The sequence below is a fragment of the Escherichia sp. WS3063 genome (assembly GCF_046486595.1).
GTDB classification, from domain to species: Bacteria; Pseudomonadota; Gammaproteobacteria; order Enterobacterales; family Enterobacteriaceae; genus Escherichia; species Escherichia coli.
The window spans coordinates 22,979-45,696 of record NZ_JBJQKY010000010.1 but is presented as its reverse complement, the minus strand read 5'-3'; the positions used below and the strand labels follow the sequence as shown (position 1 = coordinate 45,696).

Here is a 22,718-nt window from a genome sequence, read left to right as displayed (position 1 = left end):
ACCCTACGTAAATTATTGTTCATAACGAAAGCGGAATTTTTCTTGTTCAGCAGCGGCTTTCGCCAGGATCCATTGGCGAAAGGCGGCTATTTTACCCAGTTCTGCCTGGCTGTCATGACAAACCAGATAAAAAGCGTTTTTACTGACCAGAACATCATTAAACGGGCAAACAAGACGTCCGGCCTCGATTTCAGATTGCGCCATCACGTTATTTGCCAGCGCCACTCCCTGCCCGTGGATAGCCGCTTGCAGCACCATGGCGCTATGGCTAAAAATTGGCCCTTGCTGAACGTTGATATGATTTAACCCCAACTGTCGGGTATATGTCTGCCAGTCACGGCGTGACGCATCATGTAATAACGTATGTTTAGCCAGATCTTCCGGGGTCTTCAAGGGTTTTTCGCCAGTCAGCAGTAGCGGCGAGCACACCGGCAATAAATATTCGGCGTACAGTTTTTCCACCCGTAGCCCCGGCCAGTTGCCCCGACCATAAAATATCGCCACATCAACATCATCCGCCAGCTTATCTTCCTGACGATCAACCGCCTGGATTCGAACGTCAATTCCCGGATAAGCTGAATTAAAGCTGGAAAGTCGCGGAACCAACCAATGAATGGCGAAACTGGGGAGTAAACTGACCGTCAACGCCCCCTTGGCGCTACGGGCCTGGAGTTTACGCGTCGCTTCGGTTAATTGCGAAAATATCTCTTTGATATCGAGGAAATAGCTTTGCCCTTCCTCGGTCAGCAGGAGTGAACGATTACGGCGGCGGAACAGTTTTAGCCCCAAAAAATCCTCAAGAGACTTGATTTGATGACTTACTGCGGCCTGGGTCACAAAAAGCTCTTCTGCTGCGCGAGTGAAACTTAAATGGCGTGCTGCGGCATCAAAAACTCGTAAGGCATTTAGCGGTGGTAATCGTTTAGACATGGCTTTTAAACTTTGATGTTAAATGAATTTAACAATTAGATCACACTGTGTAACCTATTAGTTTTTTTAATCTGAGCCATTATAAATTGTCCGTTGAGCTTCTACCAGCAAATACCTATAGTGGCGGCACTTCCTGAGCCGGAACGAAAAGTTTTATCGGAATGCGTGTTCTGGTGAACTTTTGGCTTACGGTTGTGATGTTGTGTTGTTGTGTTTGCAATTGGTCTGCGATTCAGACCATGGTAGCAAAGCTACCTTTTTTCACTTCCTGTACATTTACCCTGTCTGTCCATAGTGATTAATGTAGCACCGCCTAATTGCGGTGCTTTTTTTTACCTTGCGATCGCGAATTACTGATCCAGTTCGACCATCTCTTTCACGTCGGTACGGTTGATCTGCTGTTTGTTGCCATTAGCGTCTTTATACGAAATCATACCGGTATCGTTATCAGTCTGTGGTTTGCCGTCAGAGACGATGGTACGTCCGTCATTGGTGTGCATAACATAGTTCGAACCGGAACAGGCGCTCAGGGCAAAAGTCAGCATACAGGCAGAAATAATTGCGGCAGTCTTTTTCATCATCTTCTCCTTAAAGCGATTAATAAATCTTAATAGTATTGATTAACAGGCTAAAATTAACGCCTAACACTATTCAGCATATGTTACTGACGCGGCTTCGCCAGGATATCCAGATAATTCTGATGGTTAGCACTCTCCTTGTATCAAAGTGAATTTTGCGTCACGATCGGTGCATCAAGCCGAGGAGTACCATGAACGTTTTTAATCCCGCGCAGTTTCGCGCCCAGTTTCCCGCACTACAGGATGCGGGCGTCTATCTCGACAGCGCCGCGACCGCGCTTAAACCTGAAGCCGTGGTTGAAGCCACTCGACAGTTTTACAGCCTGAGCGCCGGAAACGTCCATCGCAGCCAGTTTGCCGAAGCCCAACGCCTGACCGCGCGTTATGAAGCTGCACGAGAGAAAGTGGCGCAATTACTGAATGCACCGGATGATAAAACTATCGTCTGGACGCGCGGCACCACTGAATCCATCAACATGGTGGCACAATGCTATGCGCGTCCGCGTCTGCAACCGGGCGATGAGATTATTGTCAGCGTGGCAGAACACCACGCTAACCTCGTCCCCTGGCTGATGGTCGCCCAACAAACGGGAGCCAAAGTGGTGAAATTGCCGCTTAATGCGCAGCGATTGCCGGATGTCGATTTGTTGCCAGAACTGATCACACCTCGTAGTCGAATTCTTGCTCTGGGACAAATGTCGAACGTCACTGGCGGTTGCCCGGATCTGGCGCGAGCGATTACCTTTGCTCATTCAGCCGGGATGGTGGTGATGGTTGATGGTGCTCAGGGGGCGGTGCATTTCCCCGCAGATGTTCAGCAACTGGATATTGATTTCTATGCTTTTTCAGGTCACAAACTGTATGGCCCGACGGGTATCGGCGTGCTGTATGGCAAATCAGAACTGCTGGAAGCGATGTCACCCTGGCTAGGTGGCGGCAAAATGGTTCACGAAGTGAGTTTTGACGGCTTCACGACTCAATCTGCGCCGTGGAAACTGGAAGCAGGAACGCCAAATGTCGCTGGCGTCATAGGATTAAGCGCGGCGCTGGAATGGCTGACAGATTACGATATCAACCAGGCCGAAAGCTGGAGCCGTAGCTTAGCAACGCTTGCAGAAGAAGCGCTGGCGAAACGTCCAGGCTTTCGTTCATTCCGCTGCCAGGATTCCAGCCTGCTGGCCTTTGATTTTGCTGGAGTTCATCACAGCGATATGGTGACACTGCTGGCTGAGTACGGTATTGCCCTGCGGGCCGGGCAGCATTGCGCTCAGCCGCTACTGGCAGAATTAGGCGTAACCGGCACACTGCGCGCCTCTTTTGCGCCATATAATACAAAGAGTGATGTGGATGCGCTGGTGAATGCCGTTGACCGCGCGCTGGAATTATTGGTGGATTAATGACGAACCCGCAATTCGCCGGACATCCGTTCGGCACAACCGTAACCGCAGAAACGTTACGCAATACCTTCGCACCGTTGACGCAATGGGAAGATAAATATCGCCAGTTGATCATGCTGGGGAAACAGCTTCCGGCTTTGCCAGACGAGTTAAAAGCGCAGGCTAAAGAGATTGCCGGATGCGAAAACCGCGTCTGGCTGGGATATACCATGGCTGAAAACGGCAAGATGCATTTCTTTGGCGACAGCGAAGGACGCATTGTGCGCGGCCTGCTTGCGGTGTTGTTGACTGCCGTTGAGGGCAAAACCGCCGCCGAATTGCAGGCACAGTCGCCGCTGGCATTGTTTGATGAGCTGGGATTGCGTGCGCAACTTAGCGCCTCACGCAGCCAGGGGTTGAATGCGTTAAGCGAGGCGATTATCGCTGCGGCGAAGCAGGTTTAAGCACAGAACCGGGTCGGAAAGGACGTTTGCGTCGCATCCGACCTGATTGTTTACCCCTGACGCGCCGCTTTCGCCATCATCTTCTTCAGCGCATGAGAAACCGCAACAAAACCAAAGGTGGCGGTCACCATCGTCGCGGCACCAAATCCAGATGCACAATCCATCCGCTTTGGCCCTTCCGCCGTAGCTTTCATTGCACAGACGGTGCCGTCTGACTGCGGGTACACCAGCGCTTCGGTAGAGAACACGCAATCTACGCAGAGCTTACCTTTACTGTTTTTCACTACGCCAAAATCGCTTTTCAGGCGCTCGCGCAACTTCGCCGCCAACGGGTCCTGAATCGTTTTCGCCAGATCGGTAACCTGAATCTGCGTCGGGTCAATCTGCCCACCCGCGCCACCGGTCGTGACCAGCGGGATTTTATTGCGCCGACAATAAGCAATCAGCGCCGCTTTGGGCCGTACACTATCAATAGCATCAATCACGTACGAATAACCGGCATTCATATATTGCGCTACGTTATCCGGCGTCACGAAATCATCCACCACCGTTACACGGCACTCCGGGTTAATCTGGCGAATACGCTCCGCCATTACTTCCGCTTTTGCCAGCCCGACGTTATCGCGCAGAGCGTGAATTTGCCGATTGGTATTGGTGACGCACACATCATCCATATCGATAAGCGTGATTGCGCCAATCCCCGTGCGCGCCAGCGCTTCCGCCGCCCAGGAACCGACACCGCCAATACCGACCACACAAATATGCGCGTCAGCAAACAGTTGCAACGCTTTTTCACCATACAGACGCGCTGTGCCACCAAAACGCTGACGCCATGCATCACTAATTACCACAGACATAGCACCTCAGAATTAAAAAGGGCGAGGTTATCCCTCACCCTGTCGTATCCGTCAAAACGGTATACAGAATAACACATCAGCCGCTAAAGACGTTACCTGCGCCCGGGGCGGTTTTCAGCACCCAAACACGTCCATAGTGGTTGTACCAACCTGCGCGGTGTCCGGCTTCCGGCCCGATACCTTGATAAATATCGAAGTGTTGGCCTTTGATTGCACCACCGACATCCAACGCCACCATCAGCCGTAGTTCGTACTGACCGTTAAATTTGCCGTTATTATCCAGCAGCGGCACTTCTGCCAGTAAGGTTGTACCAGGCGGGATAATGGAACGATCGGACGCAACTGAAGCGCGACCAACCAGCGGCACCGCACTTGCCCCTTTCACCGGTGCAAAAGATTGCGGTTTAAAGAAGACGAAAGACGGGTTCTGTTCCAGCAGCTCGCGAACCTCAGCTTCACTGTGTGTTTCGCCCCAGTGACGAATCGCCTGCATCGACATATCTTCTTTTTTCACTTCGCCACGGTCGATCAACACCTTACCAATGCTGCGATAGGCATGACCGTTTTTCCCTGCATAGCTGAAAAAGTTAAGCGGACTGCCATCACCAAAGTCGATATACCCGCTACCCTGCACATCCATAATGAAGTTATCCATCAGGGAGTTACTGTAAGCGAGAATATATTTATCACTCAGCGCTCCTGCGTAGATCTCCGCACGAGACGGCAGACGACCACGTTTTGGCGGCATACGGTAAATAGGATACTGGAACTCGCCCTGGCGGGTATGGCGCGCCTGAATTACCGGCGTGTAATAGCCTGTAAACTGCACGTTACCATAGTTGTCGGCACCTTCCATCTGCCAGGCATCAATGCCGAACTGGCGCATATTGCGGGTATCACCGCCTGCGCGCAGCCACTCTTGCACCGCGTTATAAACATTACTCTGGTTGCCATACAGACGCGGTGACGAATTACGGATATGGTTAATTTGCTCGGCAAAATCACCGGCGTTAATCGGCGCGCCAACGGCATCTGGCTGGTTCACCAGAGAGAAAGGCTGGGTAAATTTCCCGTCTTTATATTGCTGTCCGCGATCGGTTGGTTTGGAAGAGCAGGCGGCAAGCATTGCCACAACCGTGCCCATAAGAAGGTACTTTACCCAACGTCCTTTCATTGTTCTCTTCTTCAGGTTAAAAAATAAGGCGCAACGAAGATAACAAACCGCCGCGTTTAATGAAATGAGCAGCCTCTCCCTGACGCAAATTTTGCACAAAAAATAGGCTTTAGTGATTTGTTTTTGCTCAAAATCATACCAAATCCGTGATCTGGGTAAAAAAAAGGTTGCATGAAAACGCGAGCGGAGTATAGTGCGCATCCACGGACGCGGGGTGGAGCAGCCTGGTAGCTCGTCGGGCTCATAACCCGAAGGTCGTCGGTTCAAATCCGGCCCCCGCAACCAATTAAAATTTGATGAAGTAAAGCAGTACGGTGACGCGGGGTGGAGCAGCCTGGTAGCTCGTCGGGCTCATAACCCGAAGGTCGTCGGTTCAAATCCGGCCCCCGCAACCAATCAAAATTTAATGAAGTAAAGTAGTACGGTGACGCGGGGTGGAGCAGCCTGGTAGCTCGTCGGGCTCATAACCCGAAGGTCGTCGGTTCAAATCCGGCCCCCGCAACCAACACTTATGATGCTGATAAGCCGCAATGTGTTTCACAGATTGCGGTTTTTTTGTATTTAAAATCTTTGTTCGCTGAACTCACAACACGTTTTTTATCTCCCTTCCTGCGAAGTAATCAATTATCGACTGGGCAACGTGTATCCCGGTTTGCTGGTATGACTCAACGGTGGCTGCCGCGATATGCGGCGTTGTAATGATATTTTTGGCATGTAGCAGTGGGCTAAATTGCGCCAACGGTTCAGAGCTAAACACATCCAGCGCCGCAAACACATTTCGTTCTTCAATCACCTGAAGTAAAGCGCCCTCATCCAGCAACTTTCCCCTTGCGGCATTGATGATCAGAGCACCATTGCGCATCATCGACAAATATTTATGACTAATAAAGTTCTCCAGCTCAGAAGAAAAAGGCAAAAGAACAATGATGACATGCGACTGCATAAAGATATCTTCAATTGATACAAACTGAACTCCAGCTTTGTCAGCAACCTGATAGTCGGGTTGTTTGTCAAAAGCTAAAAGCTCAACATCAAAACCAGATAACCTTTTCGCCAGTGTTTTGCCAATATTGCCGTAGCCAAGCAGGCCAATACGTTTACCTTGTAACTCGCAGCCATGCGACTCACCCCAGTAGCCATTTTGCATCGCATGATAGCTACCGGGGATATTTCTCATGCTCGCGAAGATAAGTCCAATGATAAATTCCGCAACCGCATTTGAATTAATCCCAACCGCATTATTGACAATAATACCTGATTGCTGTGCCGCACGAAGATCAATATTGTCTATCCCCGTCCCGAATCTCGATATTATTTTCACACCAGACAGCAATGATAGCGTGTCCGCCTGATAACAATCTTTTCCGGCGATGACCGCGCAAATAGATTCTCGTAATGCAGTGGATTCTGATTTAAGCAGATGCTCCACATTATTCTTAATAATAAGATTAAAATTATTCTCTCTTAGCAACTTGCTGGCGGAAACACAGCGTGCTGAAAAGCTGGGGACGGTGACCAGAACATTTTTCATAGCGGACACTCACTTCAAAGAACGCCACCCCAAAAGATGGCGTGACCGGTTACTGTATTTATATTTTGAAATTATGAATTTGCTTTAATGCCGAGTGCACCTCCTGGATGATATAAGCCGAAATCAGCACGAGTAAATTTTTTCAATTCAGAGAGTGCAAGCGCCACCGCATCACCAACAACCAGAACAACAGTCGACGAGCATGACGGTGCTAAACCTAAATTATCCGCCTCACTTTTGACGGGGATTTCAACAGATAAATCACAACTTATCGCAAGCGATGAGTGATGACTGCGGGTAAAAGAGATCAAATAATTACCCATTTTTTTCAGACTAGGCAGTGTCGCCAGGATTTCCGCCGTCTCACCACTGTTTGAAATAAGAATAACAACATCGTCTTTCGCCACCATTCCAAGGTCGCCGTGTACCGCTTCCGTACCGTGAACAAAAAACGAGGGAGTTCCGGTACTGGCAAAAGTTGCTGCGAGTTTTCGGGCAATAATACCGGACTTACCAACACCAATAAAAACAACTTTTCCCTGACAAGATTGTAATACTTTAATTAAATTAGCGAATTCAGAAAGTGGGGAATCAATAACCTCTTCTACTGCTTTAAGTTCGTTATGCATAAAATGTTTAATGAGATAGATAAGATCCGTGTTATTCATTTTTATTCTCCCTGATTAATATTTTTAATTACACTCACAAGACGCGTAAGCCCCATATATAATTTTTCTCGACCGCAGGCCAGGTTCAGACGAAGGTAGCCCTCCCCCTCCGTTCCATAGACATGCCCCGCCATAATGCCCACTTTGCCTTCATGAATTAATCGACTGTAAAATTCATCAAAAGGATAACCAATAGCAGAACAATCTATCCAGGAAAAATAGCAACCATCAGCTGGCCTTACGATCAATTCTGGAATATTTTCATTCAGATACTGCTGGGTGAATTGAATGTTAGAGGCAATATGTGCCTTTAATGACTTTAACCATCCCTCACATTCGTTATAGGCAATAATAGTTGCAATTATATTCAGTACTGATGGGGAGTTTACAAAATCGCGATACCTCGATATCGTTCTGAACTTATGATTAAAATTATCGTCAGTTGAAATCATATACGATCCTGTTAGTGCAGGAACATTAAATGTTTTCGATATCGAGTTAAATACTACTACTTTTTCTTTTTTTATTTTAAGCGCGGATGTAAAGCTACGATTAAAAACAAAATCACTATGGATTTCATCTGAACATAACCAGACATTATGCCTTGTACAGCTTGCAGCGATTTTATGCAGTTCTTCTTCCGACCAGACTGTTCCTGTCGGGTTATGAGGATTACATAATAACACCATCTTTGCGCTTTTAATCTTAAGATCAAAATCTTGCCAGTTGATAGCGTAGCCCCCCTCATTTTTTATAATCAAAGAGGCTGTCAGAATATTTCGCTCGCTATGTTTAATTACATCAAAAAATGCATTATAGACAGGTGTAAAAACGAGAATATTATCACCATGCGATGTCAATAACTCTATTGCTTTTGCAATAGAGTACATCACACTGGGGCTATAGGTTATCCATTCAGGTTTAATATCTGTTTGATATTGTTGATAATACCAGTTTACTATCGCATTCAGATATTCACCATGTTGCCAACGACTGTACCCTAAAATCGGGTGTTCCAGACGTTTTCTTAATGCCCTGATGATAGCTTCCGGTATCGGAAGATCCATATCTGAAATAGAGAATGGTAATACATCTTTTACACCAAATCTGTCCTCGCAAAAGTCCCATTGGGTACAATATGTTCCTTTGCGGGAAACAGGAGTATTAAAAACATCCATCAGCATATCCCCATGTAGTTATCCATATCCCGACGCAAGGCGATGACTTTAGTACCGATAATGACTTGTAGGGTATTTTGATCAAGTTTAACAACCGCAATTCCGCCAGCTCTTTTTATTGCTGCCTCGTCAATCAATCCCATATCTGCGATTGTTAAACGTAAACGAGTTACGCAATTATCCAGGGATTTAATATTCTCTTTACCACCAAGTGCCTTAACCATCTGCTCCGCTGCTTGCAGCTCTGATTTATCAAGCGTTGGGATATCCGCTATAGCCGTATCCTCATGAGCGTTCAGCGTGACAGGACTGGACTCTTCACGGCCTACGGTCATCAGGTTAAATTTAAGAATAGTCCAACGGAACACAAAGTAATAAATAAAGAAATAGGCCACTTCGACACACACCGCTATTGGCCAACCTGTTCTTGTGCCACGCAATACGCCAAAGCTAATAAATTGAATCAGATCGCCAGTAAATCCCATCTTCACGCCCATATATGGCAAGACCATGTTGGCGAATCCATTCATAAATGCATGGAAGACAAACAGCAGTGGACTGACAAATAAGAACAGAAACTCAATCGGTTCGCTGACGCCGCCAATAATGACTGTAAGCACCCCGGAAATAAGCAATGCTTTGATAGCTTTTCTGTTTTGAGCATGAGCAGTGCGATACATCGCCAGCGCGGCACCAGCCAGACCATACTGAATCATCAGTTTGCCCTGTTCCATTTTCCCCGCCAAATCCAGCGGAATGACCGCATTCTCTTTGACGTACGCCATAAACATGTTCAGGGTGCCATAATACTCTTCGCCGCCAATCACAGCCGAACCGCCGATTGGCGTAAAGCGGAAAACTGACGTCACCAGATGGTTTAAGCCAAAAGGAATCGTCACGCGTTCGGCAACTGCATAGAAGAAATAACCAACAGGACCGGAAGTTGATATCCAGTGGCCAATGAGCATGAAGAGATTGAAAAACGGCGGCCAGATAAAAGGAATGATCAGACCAAATCCACTCATCACAATCAGTGTAATGATAGGCACCAGACGTGGGCCGCTATAAAAACCTAATGATTCTGGAATGCGTAAATTAACGATCTTTTTATACATGCTGGCGACTAATAACCCAGCAACAATTCCCCCTAACACGCTGGTATTGTAGGACTGGATCCCCAGAATGATGGTTTGCCCATGTGTCGACATTTGGTCAGCAGCGACCAATAAGTCGTGCTGTTTAAGATAAAAGTTCGTTCCCAGATGCATCGCCATAAAACCAATTAAGCCAGAAAAAGCGCCATAGGCTTTATCCTCTTTCTCTTTTAATAATCCTAAGGGAATTGCTATCGCAAACAATACAGGTAAATTAACAAAGGCAAACAAACCAAGGCTAACAATGAAATCAAGTATGGTTTTAATTATTGGAATAGCCAGAAATGGAATTAACTTTGCCATATCATCACTGGCTAAACCACTTCCCAGCCCTAGCATCATGCCACATACACTTAGCAGAGCAATGGGATACATAAATGCCTTCCCCAGGCTCTGAAAAAAACTCCAGGCTTTCTTTTGTTTCATGCGGGTTATCTCATATAAATGTTATATATAATTAGTCCATTAATACTTTGGTGCGAATAGAGAGATATAGTTTTTCTTCCAAAATCAATTCATATTTAAAAGTGGCGTACAAATACCTTTCGATTTCATGAATTGCGCGCTGTAACAGAATGTCTTTCTCAAGAAACTGCTCATAGATGTCACCAATATCTTTCTGTTTTATCTTTTCATTACATAAAACTCGATTAGAAAAATACTTAAGGTGCATCATAAATCTTGAATAGTTAAATGAACTTCTGTCCACCTTTCGGTTATAAATACCCTCGATAATCTCCGTGATTTTTTGAGATAATTCAATAATCCGTACCGATTCATAATCAGATGAATTTTCATAGTTATTTAAAATATGCAATGCAATAAAACCAATCTCATCATCCGGAAGTTGAAAGCTAAATTGCTCATTGATGATGGTTAATGCATCCCGGCTTATTGCATATTCTGCTTTGTACAACGCTTTGATTTCCTCAAGAAAAAAATTATTGATTTGTATTCCGGAGGAGACTCTGGATATTGCATTTGAAATGTGATCGGCAAGAATAAGCAATAGCGATGGATTTAACTTTCTTTCAAGATTACACTCCGCGTAGTACACTATCTTTTCGGCAACAAACACATACTCAATATCCACATGTTCGATCAATTTATAGAGTTTGTTTTTTTGTTCATTTCTGACATAAAAAACTCTGTTAGCCGGATGCTCAGGGACCGACATTCCATATTTTTTGTTGTAACCGACGCCAGGCCCAGAAATGATAACCTCCTGTCCATTCATCGATGCCTGTACACAATTATTGTTCATGACTTTTTCGATGATCATTCCATAGCTCCAAAAAAAAAGGCAAGGCACGTCAGAAGTAATAATTACTTCAAACATTGCCTTGCCTGATTTAACAGTTACAAGATGATTAACTAATGCATATACATTACACGGAATTGTGCTTAATTAAAGAGATGGTCGGCTTATTTTTCAAGCCGACATTCAAATATCCGACATCAGTCACAAAACCAGCGTCTAATATTCAGGTAAATGTTATCTATTCAACGAAATATAAATTCATTGAATAAATAAAAACATTATCCCCTTCTCGCCAGCGTCGCCCCATCGGCAAAATACGCTTTAATTCCCGCAAGAATAGACTCCGCAACTTCCTGCTGGAAAGTCGCCGTTTTCAGTTTACGCTCTTCCTCAACGTTACTGATAAACGCCGTTTCGACCAGAATGGAGGGAATATCTGGTGCCTTTAGTACGGCAAACCCGGCCTGTTCAACTTGATTTTTATGCAGCTTGTTGATTTTACCGAGCTTATTCAGCACCGCTTTACCAAACTTCAGGCTGTCGGCAATGGTCAGCGACTGCACCATATCGAACATGGTGTGGTCGACATAGCGGTCACCGCTTTTGCTCACGCCACCAATCAAGTCCGAGGCGTTCTGGGTTTGTGCCAGATATTTTGCCGCAGTACTGGTTGCACCTTTGGTTGAGAGCGCAAACACAGAGGAACCGCTCGGCTGACGACTGGTAAAGGCGTCGGCATGGATAGAGACAAACAGGTCAGCACGCTGTTTCTGGGCTTTTGCTACGCGTACTTGCAACGGAATGAAGATGTCTTCATTGCGCGTCATGTACACCTTCATATTGCCCTCTTTCTCGATCAGAGAGCGCAGACGGCGAGCTATTTGCAATACCACGTCTTTTTCGCGCGTTTTGTATTTCCCCACCGCACCGGAGTCTTCGCCACCGTGGCCAGGGTCAAGCATAATGACAATCGGACGATCCCGCCCAGCTTTACCCGGTTGTGGACCACTTTGTGCTGGCGGCACCTGCTTTTCGAGGTCGCCTTTGTTGTAATCCTCCAGCAGCGCCAGCAGCGGGTCCTGCATATCCTGTGCATTGGCCGGATAGAGGTCCATCACCAGACGCTCTTTAAACCCGGCGACCGGCGCAAGGGCAAACAGCTGCGGTTTTACGTTTTGCTTTAATTCAAAAACCATACGTACGGTTTGCGGGTCAAATTGCCCGACGCGCGCCGACTTGATGAACGGGTCGTCAGCGCGGATTTGCGCCGCCATCCCCTTGAGCACCGAGTTCAGGTTTACATCTTCGATATCCACCACCACGCGTTCAGGATTACTCAACGCGAACTGCTTATATTTCAGCTGACGATTTGATTCTACCGTCACGCGGGTGTAGCTGGACGCAGGCCAGACGCGCACCGCCACGACCTGGCTGACCGCAGCCAGGCTGACCTGACTTACGCTCAATAGCCACATGGCACCCGCGCCTTGCAGTAAACGACGACGGCTGATTGCAGTGTTGGATCCTGACATGCCTCTCCCGAGCAAAAGAAATCTAAGCTGTGTAACAAGTAAACGACCAATTTGACCGGAAACTTTAGCGAAAGACGCATAATCTGTCATCTATAAAACGGTAAACATTCTTTTTATATTCACGGTATTACTGATAAAAAAGTCGCTCCCGCATAAAATTTACACTTGCACCCTGCGAAAAAACAGAATAAAAATACAATAATTTCGAATAATCATGCAAAGAGGTGTGCCGTGGTAAAGGAACGTAAAACCGAGTTGGTCGAGGGATTCCGCCATTCGGTTCCCTATATCAATACCCACCGGGGAAAAACGTTTGTCATCATGCTCGGCGGTGAAGCCATTGAGCATGAGAATTTCTCCAGTATCGTTAATGATATCGGGTTGTTGCACAGCCTCGGCATCCGTCTGGTGGTAGTCTATGGCGCACGTCCGCAGATCGACGCAAATCTGGCTGCGCATCACCACGAACCGCTGTATCACAAGAATATACGTGTGACCGACGCCAAAACACTGGAACTGGTGAAGCAGGCTGCGGGAACATTGCAACTGGATATTACTGCTCGCCTGTCGATGAGTCTCAATAACACGCCGCTGCAGGGCGCGCATATCAACGTCGTCAGTGGCAATTTTATTATTGCCCAGCCACTGGGCGTCGATGACGGCGTGGATTACTGCCATAGCGGGCGTATCCGGCGGATTGATGAAGACGCGATCCATCGTCAACTGGACAGCGGTGCAATAGTGCTAATGGGGCCAGTCGCTGTTTCAGTCACTGGCGAGAGCTTTAATCTGACCTCGGAAGAGATTGCCACTCAACTGGCCATCAAACTGAAAGCTGAAAAGATGATTGGTTTTTGCTCTTCCCAGGGCGTCACTAATGACGACGGTGATATTGTCTCCGAACTTTTCCCTAACGAAGCGCAAGCGCGGGTAGAAGCCCAGGAAGAGAAAGGCGATTACAACTCCGGTACGGTGCGCTTTTTGCGTGGCGCAGTGAAAGCCTGCCGCAGCGGCGTGCGTCGCTGTCATTTAATCAGTTATCAGGAAGATGGCGCGCTGTTGCAAGAGTTGTTCTCACGTGACGGTATCGGTACGCAGATTGTGATGGAAAGCGCCGAGCAAATTCGTCGCGCAACAATCAACGATATTGGCGGCATTCTGGAGTTGATTCGCCCACTGGAGCAGCAAGGTATTCTGGTACGCCGTTCTCGCGAGCAGCTGGAGATGGAAATCGACAAATTCACCATTATTCAGCGCGATAACACGACTATTGCCTGCGCCGCGCTCTATCCGTTCCCGGAAGAGAAGATTGGGGAAATGGCCTGTGTGGCAGTTCACCCGGATTACCGCAGCTCATCACGGGGCGAGGTTCTGCTGGAACGCATTGCCGCTCAGGCGAAGCAGAGCGGCTTAAGCAAATTGTTTGTGCTGACCACGCGCAGTATTCACTGGTTCCAGGAACGTGGATTTACCCCAGTGGATATTGATTTACTGCCCGAGAGCAAAAAGCAGTTGTACAACTACCAGCGTAAATCCAAAGTTTTGATGGCGGATTTAGGGTAAGCGATGAAAATCGCCGGATGCGACATGCGTAACACTCGTGCGTCGCATCCGGCAATTACGTTTATCCCCGTGAACTAAACAACGCCGCCAGACCGCTGCGCCGCTCGGTGCGCGTGGCAATTGCCGCACTTAAAATGCGCTCATCGGCATACAGCGACAGACGGCGACGCGCGCGGGTCACCGCAGTGTAAACCAGCTCTCGTGTTACTACTGGCGTGCGTTGGCTCGGTAAAATCAACGCCGCATGGTCGAACTCCGATCCCTGCGATTTATGTACCGTCATCGCCCACGTCGTTTCGTGCTCTGGCAAGCGACTCGGTTGCACAGACTTAATATTGCCGTCCGGCATCGCAAACCAGACGCGCGTCCCCTGCCCGCGATCCAGCGCAATACCGATATCGCCATTAAACAACCCAAGCGCGCTGTCATTACGGGCAATCATCACCGGTCGGCCTTCGTACCAACGAGAGTGCGGATTACGATGAATTTTGCGCTTCTGTTGCATAAACTGCTCAATTCGCTCATTCAGTCCAGCCACGCCAAACGGCCCTTCCCGCAGGGCGCACAAAAGCTGGTACTCATTGAACGCCTGAATGATTAAATCCGGCTCGGCACGCGCTTGCAGCAGATCCAGATAACGTCCGTAACCCGAAAGAGCTTCCTCAAGCATCGCAATATAATCTTCGCCGCTCTGTAAAAGCCGTTTTTCGATATCAGTAAAATCCTGCTGAAAAACGGTTTTCACTGCCGTTTTATCACCACGGTTGATCGCCGCAGCTAACTGACCAATGCCAGAATCGCTGCCGAAACGATAGCTTTTTTGCAGCAGGCAGAGACTGTCGCGTAAAGATGCCGCGTCTGTGCCAGTTCCTGCCGGAACGTGAGTTCCCGTCAGGCGGCTTAACTGCCCGGCACGCTCGGCGGTAAAGCCGGCATTGGCATAAGCACAAATATCGCCCAGCACAGCCCCAGCCTCAACCGAGGCCAGTTGATCGCGATCGCCGAGAAAGATCACTCGCGCATGATCGGGCAAGGCGTCTATCAGTCTCGACATCATCGGCAGATCGATCATTGACGCTTCATCTACCACCAGCACATCAAGATGCAGCGGGTTACCGGCATGATGACGTAAACGCTGGCTACCCGGCTGCGCACCCAGCAATCGGTGCAAAGTGCTGGCATCTTCCGGAATGCGTTTCTTTTGTTCATCGGTCAGCGGTAATTGTCGCAAAGCCTTGCCGAGAGATTCGGTTAAGCGCGCGGCAGCTTTACCCGTTGGTGCAGCCAGACGGATACGGCAGCGTTCGCCGTCGGCCATTTGAATTAACGCTGCCAGCAACTTCGCTACGGTGGTCGTTTTACCGGTGCCAGGGCCGCCGGAAATCACCGAGATCCGCCGAGTCAGCGCCACTGCCGCCGCAATTTTTTGCCAGTTAATTTCATCGCTTACTGGAAAAAGTTTGTCCAGGGTTTGCGCCAGTAGAGCTTCATCAACCTCAATGGCATGATTCACTTCGTTGAAAAAGCGTGCCACTGTGCGCTCGTTACACCACATGCGATTCAAATAAAGACGATCGCCACAGAGGATCATCGGCGTTGGTTCATCTCCCCGGCTGACCGCTTGTGAAGCCAGCAAGCATTCTTCCCAATTTTGTAGCTCACCGATTTCACTGACACAGGTCGCCAACAGCGGATGCGATGCCTCGTTATTTTCCAGTCGTGAAAGCGGCAAACAAACGTGTCCCTCTCCGGCATCATGACTTAACAGTGCCGCCGCGAGGGTGACGGCAGGATGTTCATCTCCCGCCACGGTCAGGGCAAACTGCACGTCCAGCGGGCGTAGCTGTTTGTGCTCCACAGCTTCCAGTAATTGCTTTTGCAATTTCATTACGCCTCCTCCAGGGTCATACCGGCAAACATCTCATCCATCAGGGCAATCAACCCGGCATTGGGTCGGGTTGTGTAAATCCCCTGTTGCGGATGTTCTTTATCAACACCACGCAGGAACAGATAAATAACGCCGCCAAAGTGGCGCTCATAGTCGTAATCAGCAATGCGATGGCGCAGATAACGGTGCAGCGCCAGGGTATAAAGCTGATATTGCAGATCATAGCGGTGCGCCTGCATTGCCGCTGCCATAGCCTGTTGGGTGTAAGCCGAACTGTCTTCACCCAACCAGTTGGATTTATAGTCGAGCAGGTAATAACGCCCTTCGTGGCGGAATACCAGGTCGATAAAGCCTTTTAACATGCCGCGTACCTGCATGAACTCCAGCGGCGGGCAGCCAGCGGATAGCGGGTCAAACTGGCGAATTAGTGCATCAAGCTGGCTGGCGATAAGCGGTTCACTAATCGGCAGGTAAAACTCCATCTCCACCTGTTTATCGCGATCGGAAAGCTGATTCAGGCTAACACCCGTTTCATTGAGAGGTGCCTGGAGGACAGCCGTGATCCACTCAGTCAACACCGGTTCCCACTGCGGTTCAAAGCCACCGAGCTCCAGTTTTTCCTGTACCCAGTTCGGGTCAACCGGCTGGGTAAAATCGAGGTCTTCAAACAAACTGTGCAAGAATGTCCCCGGTGACGCACCGCGCGGGAACTGATGCGGTGTTAACGTCGGTTCTTCAACGACGCTGACCACGCCTGCGGCATCAACATCCAACCGTGGCATCAGATCCTGAGCGATACCGTGACCACGCTGCTGCAAACCGGAGTAGCTGGTGACACGCCAGTTATCGCCGGGCAATCGTTGTAGCGTCCTCGCATTCAGTTCTGCAGTTAATGCATCATTAACCTGCCAGGGCTGGTTATCACCAGTTTGTGCCGTTTGCCAGGCAATATCATCATCGCATAACGCTTCAATACAGGTGCGAAGCCCTGCCGCATCTTGCGGTTCCCCTTTTTGCAGCAAACGCCCGAGCGCACTTTGGTGGACGTCGGTATCACCTTTTTTATCGCCACGACGGCGCACCAGCGGTGCAACGCCGAGACTGCAATGCCAAACCGAACGCGTCAGCGCCACGTAAAGCAAACGCAGATCTTCCGCCAGACGTTCGGCCTCCGCGAGGTCGACGCTTTCTGGCGCAGCATTAAGATCCAGAACAGCCTCAAACGAGTGGCGATCGTGATAAAACGCCTGATCCTGGACGCGGAAATTGGTGATAAACGGCAGCCAGACCAATGGATATTCCAGCCCTTTCGATTTGTGGATCGTGACAATCTGCACGAGATGTTTATCACTTTCGAGACGCATTTGTTGGCTGGAGGCATTACTGTCTGGCTCGAGGATATGTTGCGATAACCAGCGTACCAGCGCATGTTCACTTTCCAGCTGCGTGCCGGCTTCTTGTAGCAATTCGCTGATATGCAAGATATCGGTAAGACGCCGCTCACCGCCTGCTGTTGCCAGCAAGTTTTCTGCAATGTTACGCGCCGACATCAGCGCCCGCAGCATCGGCATAACGCCACGTTTGCGCCAGATTTGCCGATAACCATCGAACTCTTCGACTACCGCATCCCACGCATGTTCGTCATTATTCAGCGTTTCAATATCCAGCGCATTCAGCCCCATCATTGACGTTGCCAGCGCACTGCGCAGGGTGTTCTCACGTTCGGGTGTCATCACCGCCTGCAACAGCCAAAGCATCTCCTGTGCTTCCAGAGTTTCAAAAACACTGTCGCGGTTCGAAAGGTAAACGGAAGGGATTTCCAGCAGCGTTAAGGCATCGCGCACCTGAGCGGCCTCCAGGCGGCTGCGCACCAGCACACTGATGTCCGAAGCACGTACCGGACGCGCGTCGTCGCCGTTCATCAGCAACGCTTCGCCCCGCTGTCCGGCTTGTAGCCAGTCGCGGATTTGCGCAGCACATACCTGCGCCATGGTACTTTGATAGTCGCCAACGCCGCAGCTTTCGCCTTCCATCAGCCACATTTTCATCGCAGGCTGCGTTTCACCTTTAAACACAAAACGTAACGCCTGATTTTTCCCGGCTGATTTCACTGGAATAAAAGGAATTTCGCGAAACATGAACGCGTCATCAGTCTGACTGAAAAGCTTATTCACGCTGTTCACCATTCCTGGTGCGGAGCGCCAGTTGGTGTCTAAGGTGTAGTGGGCGTGAACTTCGCTACGCGCCTTCATATAAGTGAAGATATCCGCACCCCGAAATGCATATATGGCCTGTTTCGGGTCGCCAATCAGCAACAATGCGGTTTCCGGCTGATGGTGCCAGATACGGCGAAAAATTCGGTACTGCTGGGGGTCGGTATCCTGAAATTCATCGATCATTGCCACCGGGAATCGCGTACGGATCGCCGCTGCCAACACCTCGCCGCTTTCGCTACGCAGCGCGGAATCGAGCCGACTTAACATGTCATCAAAACCCAATTCGCCACGGCGGCGTTTTTCACGCGCTACTGTTTCGCGGATCTCAGCTAATGCGCGAGTGATCACCAGATCGCGGATCGACAATGGTTCTGCAAGCAGTTGATCGATCGCCTCAAACAGTGGATGTCGCGGGGTTTCCCCCCCGGCTTTCGTGCGATCTTCTAAGAAACGCTGAGAGAATTTTTCCAGCGACTCTGGCAACTGATAACTGTTGGTCTCTTCTTCTGCCCAGGCGCTGATCTTGTCGATCCATTTAGCCTGATTGCTACGGTTAAACTTGCGTCGATCAATACCAGAAGATTCGATCAGCGCATCCAGTTCACCCACCGCGTCGCGCCACTGCTGTTTTACCGTATCAATACGCGCCACAATTTGCGCGTGGCGGGAAGCCAGCGTTTCATCATCGGGCGGCGGCGCTTTGATAACCGGCGCTTCGCCTTGCAGATAACGATTAATATCGCGCAGTAACGCCTGCGGCCCTTTCCAGGTTTCAAAGACGACCTGGGCAATTTCACGCGGCAGCGGGTAGCAGTGGCGACGCCAGAAATCGGCGCAGGCCTGGTAACGTAGCAGAGACTCATCTTCAATCAACTGCTGCTCAAACAGCATGCCGGATTCAAAGGCATTCAGGTTGAGCATGCGCTGGCAAAAACCGTGAATAGTAAAGACTGCCGCTTCATCCATCTGCCGTTCGGCTAACAACAACCACTGCGCGGCTTGCGCTTTATCGTCGATCTCTTCCAGCAGGCGTTTGTACAGTGGATTGTCGGTGGTTTCACGCAGACAGGCGATGCGCAACTCGTGGATATTGCTACGGATACGACCGCGCAATTCTGCCGTGGCAGCCTCGGTAAAGGTGACCACCAGCAGTTCTTCAACGGTCAGCGGGCGGGGAAAGGCGGCAGAACCGCCTAGTCCAAGTAACAGGCGCAAATAGAGCGCCGCAATCGTAAAGGTTTTGCCTGTGCCGGCAGAGGCTTCAATCAGGCGCTCGCCCTGTAAGGGCAAGCGCAAAGGATCTAGTGTCTCGGCGACATCACTCATTCTTTTCACTCATCAGGGGCATTGTTTGCTGCAACGCGCTGACGTTCTCCCACACTTTCCAGCCTTCAGGATGCACATATTCGGCTTTCCCGTTCTGGCTGCCGGAAATCTGCGACAGAATAGCCATACCTTGCGGCTCGACCACCGCCTGATGGAAGAAATCAGCAAGTTTTTGCGGCGTCAGCAGTTTTATCTGGGCCACGATTTTATCACGCGAATCGAAGCGCATATTGCCGCGATCGAAATCTTTACTTAACTTCGATGCTTCTTCGCCGAGCGTTTGCGGTGCCTGCAGCATCTGGGTAATTACCGCCTGCTGGATTTGCGCAAACTCTTCTGGCTTCATCGCCCGCAGTTTCGCTTCTGCGGTCGGGAAAAACGCCTTGTAACGCTCCCACAGATACGATGGCTGTTTTTCGTTGCTTTGCAGCAGGAAGCCCATGCCCCACTGACGCCCCACGCTCATTGGGAACGCGAACACGGCATAGCCCAACTGTTCTTCGGTACGCAACTGATTGTAGAACCACGGCTGTACAATCTGCCCCAGCAGAGAACTATACGCTGAACTGGTGTATTCATCGTAGCCAGTCGGTACAAATACCGCTGCCAGTGCGGAGTCAGTGCTGTTACCGGCTTTTTCAAAGATGACGGATTGTTTTTTATCGATCAGTACATCTTTGTTACGACACCACTCTGAACCATCAGCGCCCAACTGTTTTTGCACATCGCGTGCCAGCGTTGTTGCCTGGGCTTCAGTCATGTTGCCGATAACCATAAACTCTGGTCGAGCCCCTGATTTTAAGGCGTCGCGATAGGTCAGCACCTCTTTCAACGTAATGGAGGGCAAAATTTTGCGCCGTTCATCTCGCGAGAAGTACGGCACTTGCGAGAGCATCTGCGCGGGCATAATCGCCTGCTCGAACGCTTTGCCCTTTTCTGCGGAATCCATCATCTGGTTATACCAGGACTTCGCCTGCTCAAGCTGATCTTCCGTAGCGGTATAGCTAAAGTAGCCCTCCAGCAGAGCCTGGAACAGCTGCGGCAGGCGCTGAGTGTAACCATTGGCATTAACCATAAGGCCGTTGTTAGCATTGGTGGAAAAACTTATGCCACCAACCGACGCCTGGTTGCTTAACTGATCAAGCGCCAGCCCTGCGAGATAATCATTGAGCGCAAACATCACCTGATTGCGGGCGCTGTTCATGGCTTTCGGATTACGCAAAATCAGGCTGACATCAGCTTTGGGCTCACTGGCAAAATAACGGCTTGGCGCATACACCACGCGCAGATTCGACTCATCAACAATCAACTCTGGATGGTCGTATTTCTTCTCTGACTTAATCAGCGAGAAATCGTCAGGAATATAGGGGTTAAGCTCCGGTAAGGAGAGCGCAATATTGGCGGCTTTTTTCTGCCAGTCCGCGAAAGTTTGTTCGCTGATTTTATCGACTTGATACGGCGCATCGACAAAATAAGCCGTTTTATTGTGCGGCTCTTTCGGGCTGATATACCAGATACGCGCATTCTGCGGCGTCATCATCGCCAGACGTTCTTTTACTGCTTTAGCGTCGTACCGATCGGCAATATTGACTGCATCCAGTGTATGCTCAACAGGAACGCGAATCATGGTATCAGCCAGCCATTCGACGTAATCCATATCACGGGTGATTGACGGATAACGGAAGTCGATATCCAGCACATTCGCCAGTTCATCGAAGTATTGTTTATCGATCCCTTTTTCACGTAACAGATTGAGGTAGCTAAAAATGGCCGCCACAACCTGATCGCGATTCGCCAGACCTTTATCGGTTAAAGACGCAGAGATCGCTAATACGCCGCTGTTGCCGTTGACGATAGGATCGGAATTGGCGCTAATACCCTCAACTAATCCCTGCTTTTGCAGCCAGTCAGAAAGTGTACCTGGGCTGCGATTACCAATCAGATAGGTAATCAATTCATCCGTTTTACTACGGAACTTCGCTGAATTGTTATCGATGCGAAACTCAACGCGCAGAACTTTACGCGGCAACGCCGGGACGTAATGAATGATAATGCCCTTTTGCGCGTCGGTGACTACCGGCACGGTGATTTCCGGTTTTTTGCTCTCTTTGTTCGGCACGCGACCAAAGGTGTCCGCCGCCATTTTTGCCAACTCCGGCAACGGTTTATTACTGTAAATAACCGCCTTCATCAGATTGGCGGAATAGTACTTCTCGTGGAAATCTTTCAGCGCCTGCTGTACCGGATTACCTGGTTTGTCGCTTAAGGTTTCCAGGTTACCACCAGAAAACTTTGAACCGGGGTGTGCCGGGTTAATGGTTTCTGCGCTGACCTGTGCCATGCGCATCCCGTCACGCGTACGCGCCATGGTTAATTCGGCATTCACTGCATTACGTTCACGTTCGGCGTATTTCTTGTCGAGCAAGGGTTCTGCAATAGCATCGGCCAGGCGGTCTACCGCACCGGGTAAGGCATCGTTCTCAACTTCCAGATAGAAAGCCGTGCGATACGGTGCCGTGCTGGCATTGTGACTGCCGCCGTGCATTTTGAGATATTCGGCCAGACTGTCAGCCTGCGGGTACTTTTTCGACCCCATCAGACTCATATGTTCAAGGTAATGTGCCAGCCCCTGGTACGCCTCGGGATCTTCCAGCGACCCAACGGGCACTACCAGCGCCGAGAGCGATTTAACCGCCTGCGGATCAGAAACCAGCAAGACCACCATACCGTTATCCAGACGTATAGCCTGATACTGGCGGTTATCTTTATCACTTTTACGGATGGTTTCCTGAATCGGCTGCCATCCCGTTTCTGCCTGACTTAAGGGTGCCCAAAGGGCAACAAACAACAATAATGCTTTGAACCAGGTGCTGCGGGGCATTCACGGACCTCATAATCAACTTTATTTTCTGGCCAGATTCAACAGGTTAACGCAAATCATCTGCCAGAATTTAATCTTGTGCTGCACGAGTCAGCCTATGTCTATATATCCATCAGTCCGTGACTGGTGCGCATCATAAAG

Annotated in this window: 16 protein-coding genes and 3 tRNA genes; 6 read left to right on the top strand and 13 right to left on the bottom strand. The window is 49.4% G+C overall.

Annotation, left to right across the window (positions count from 1 at the left end):
- Positions 1–12 precede the first annotated feature (12 nt).
- Together gcvA and ACJHYW_RS12095 are read right to left on the bottom strand one after the other, a co-directional pair.
- A complete protein-coding gene (gene gcvA / locus ACJHYW_RS12100) occupies positions 13–930 on the bottom strand; it encodes a glycine cleavage system transcriptional regulator GcvA (RefSeq protein WP_000044401.1) in 918 nt (305 codons plus the stop codon).
- Positions 931–1,280: 350 nt separating this feature from the next.
- Entirely contained in the window at positions 1,281–1,508 is a 228-nt protein-coding gene (locus tag ACJHYW_RS12095; RefSeq protein ID WP_000750398.1) for a YgdI/YgdR family lipoprotein, read from the bottom strand.
- A 191-nt stretch (positions 1,509–1,699) separates the two neighbouring features.
- On the opposite strand from ACJHYW_RS12095, the gene csdA reads away from it, so the two are divergent.
- Both csdA and csdE read left to right on the top strand, forming a co-directional pair.
- On the top strand, positions 1,700–2,905 hold the full coding sequence (csdA, locus tag ACJHYW_RS12090; RefSeq protein ID WP_001361317.1) for a cysteine desulfurase CsdA: 1,206 nt from the start codon (positions 1,700–1,702) through the stop codon (positions 2,903–2,905).
- Positions 2,905–3,348 carry a cysteine desulfurase sulfur acceptor subunit CsdE gene (gene csdE / locus ACJHYW_RS12085; RefSeq protein ID WP_000184255.1) on the top strand — a complete coding sequence of 148 codons (444 nt, stop codon included), beginning with the start codon at positions 2,905–2,907 and terminating at the stop codon, positions 3,346–3,348. The genes csdA and csdE overlap by 1 nt, the downstream gene beginning before the upstream one ends.
- A gap of 50 nt (positions 3,349–3,398) precedes the next feature.
- Here the strand turns inward: csdE and tcdA are convergent, their stop codons facing one another.
- Together tcdA and mltA are read right to left on the bottom strand one after the other, a co-directional pair.
- Positions 3,399–4,205 carry a tRNA cyclic N6-threonylcarbamoyladenosine(37) synthase TcdA gene (tcdA, locus tag ACJHYW_RS12080; RefSeq protein ID WP_000117714.1) on the bottom strand — a complete coding sequence of 269 codons (807 nt, stop codon included), beginning with the start codon at positions 4,203–4,205 and terminating at the stop codon, positions 3,399–3,401.
- Positions 4,206–4,281: 76 nt separating this feature from the next.
- Positions 4,282–5,379 (bottom strand): murein transglycosylase A, encoded by a 1,098-nt coding sequence (gene mltA, locus ACJHYW_RS12075; RefSeq protein ID WP_000678646.1) that lies wholly within the window; start codon positions 5,377–5,379, stop codon positions 4,282–4,284.
- A gap of 208 nt (positions 5,380–5,587) precedes the next feature.
- Between mltA and ACJHYW_RS12070 the strand changes: the two genes are divergently transcribed.
- From ACJHYW_RS12070 to ACJHYW_RS12060, 3 genes are all read left to right on the top strand, one after another.
- Positions 5,588–5,664, top strand: a tRNA-Met gene (locus ACJHYW_RS12070).
- Positions 5,665–5,697: 33 nt separating this feature from the next.
- Positions 5,698–5,774 (top strand) — tRNA-Met (locus ACJHYW_RS12065).
- 33 nt (positions 5,775–5,807) lie between these two features.
- Positions 5,808–5,884, top strand: a tRNA-Met gene (locus ACJHYW_RS12060).
- Positions 5,885–5,962: 78 nt separating this feature from the next.
- Here the strand turns inward: ACJHYW_RS12060 and ACJHYW_RS12055 are convergent.
- The 6 genes from ACJHYW_RS12055 to amiC form a co-directional block, all read right to left on the bottom strand.
- On the bottom strand, positions 5,963–6,910 hold the full coding sequence (locus tag ACJHYW_RS12055) for a phosphoglycerate dehydrogenase (RefSeq protein WP_001361319.1): 948 nt from the start codon (positions 6,908–6,910) through the stop codon (positions 5,963–5,965).
- 71 nt (positions 6,911–6,981) lie between these two features.
- The gene (locus tag ACJHYW_RS12050; RefSeq protein ID WP_001066236.1) at positions 6,982–7,578 is read right to left on the bottom strand and encodes an SIS domain-containing protein; all 597 of its coding nucleotides are present in this window, start codon (positions 7,576–7,578) and stop codon (positions 6,982–6,984) included.
- A gap of 2 nt (positions 7,579–7,580) precedes the next feature.
- A complete protein-coding gene (locus tag ACJHYW_RS12045) occupies positions 7,581–8,756 on the bottom strand; it encodes a MalY/PatB family protein (RefSeq protein WP_000382419.1) in 1,176 nt (391 codons plus the stop codon).
- Complete coding sequence (locus ACJHYW_RS12040) at positions 8,756–10,336, bottom strand: PTS transporter subunit EIIC (RefSeq protein ID WP_000810565.1); 1,581 nt, start codon at positions 10,334–10,336, stop codon at positions 8,756–8,758. The genes ACJHYW_RS12045 and ACJHYW_RS12040 overlap by 1 nt, the downstream gene beginning before the upstream one ends.
- A gap of 31 nt (positions 10,337–10,367) precedes the next feature.
- Positions 10,368–11,192 (bottom strand): PRD domain-containing protein, encoded by an 825-nt coding sequence (locus ACJHYW_RS12035; RefSeq protein ID WP_001361321.1) that lies wholly within the window; start codon positions 11,190–11,192, stop codon positions 10,368–10,370.
- Between the two features lie 257 nt (positions 11,193–11,449).
- Positions 11,450–12,703 carry an N-acetylmuramoyl-L-alanine amidase AmiC gene (gene amiC, locus ACJHYW_RS12030; protein ID WP_000016907.1) on the bottom strand — a complete coding sequence of 418 codons (1,254 nt, stop codon included), beginning with the start codon at positions 12,701–12,703 and terminating at the stop codon, positions 11,450–11,452.
- A 231-nt stretch (positions 12,704–12,934) separates the two neighbouring features.
- On the opposite strand from amiC, the gene argA reads away from it, so the two are divergent.
- A complete protein-coding gene (gene argA, locus ACJHYW_RS12025; RefSeq protein ID WP_000237947.1) occupies positions 12,935–14,266 on the top strand; it encodes an amino-acid N-acetyltransferase in 1,332 nt (443 codons plus the stop codon).
- Between the two features lie 61 nt (positions 14,267–14,327).
- Here the strand turns inward: argA and recD are convergent, their stop codons facing one another.
- The 3 genes from recD to ptrA are packed head-to-tail and all read right to left on the bottom strand — an operon-like array spanning position 14,328 to position 22,577.
- The gene (gene recD / locus ACJHYW_RS12020; protein WP_000775928.1) at positions 14,328–16,154 is read right to left on the bottom strand and encodes an exodeoxyribonuclease V subunit alpha; all 1,827 of its coding nucleotides are present in this window, start codon (positions 16,152–16,154) and stop codon (positions 14,328–14,330) included.
- The gene (recB, locus tag ACJHYW_RS12015) at positions 16,154–19,696 is read right to left on the bottom strand and encodes an exodeoxyribonuclease V subunit beta (RefSeq protein WP_061092715.1); all 3,543 of its coding nucleotides are present in this window, start codon (positions 19,694–19,696) and stop codon (positions 16,154–16,156) included. Before recB ends, recD begins: the two co-directional genes overlap by 1 nt.
- The gene (gene ptrA / locus ACJHYW_RS12010) at positions 19,689–22,577 is read right to left on the bottom strand and encodes a pitrilysin (protein ID WP_001138161.1); all 2,889 of its coding nucleotides are present in this window, start codon (positions 22,575–22,577) and stop codon (positions 19,689–19,691) included. The genes recB and ptrA overlap by 8 nt, the downstream gene beginning before the upstream one ends.
- Positions 22,578–22,718 lie beyond the last annotated feature (141 nt).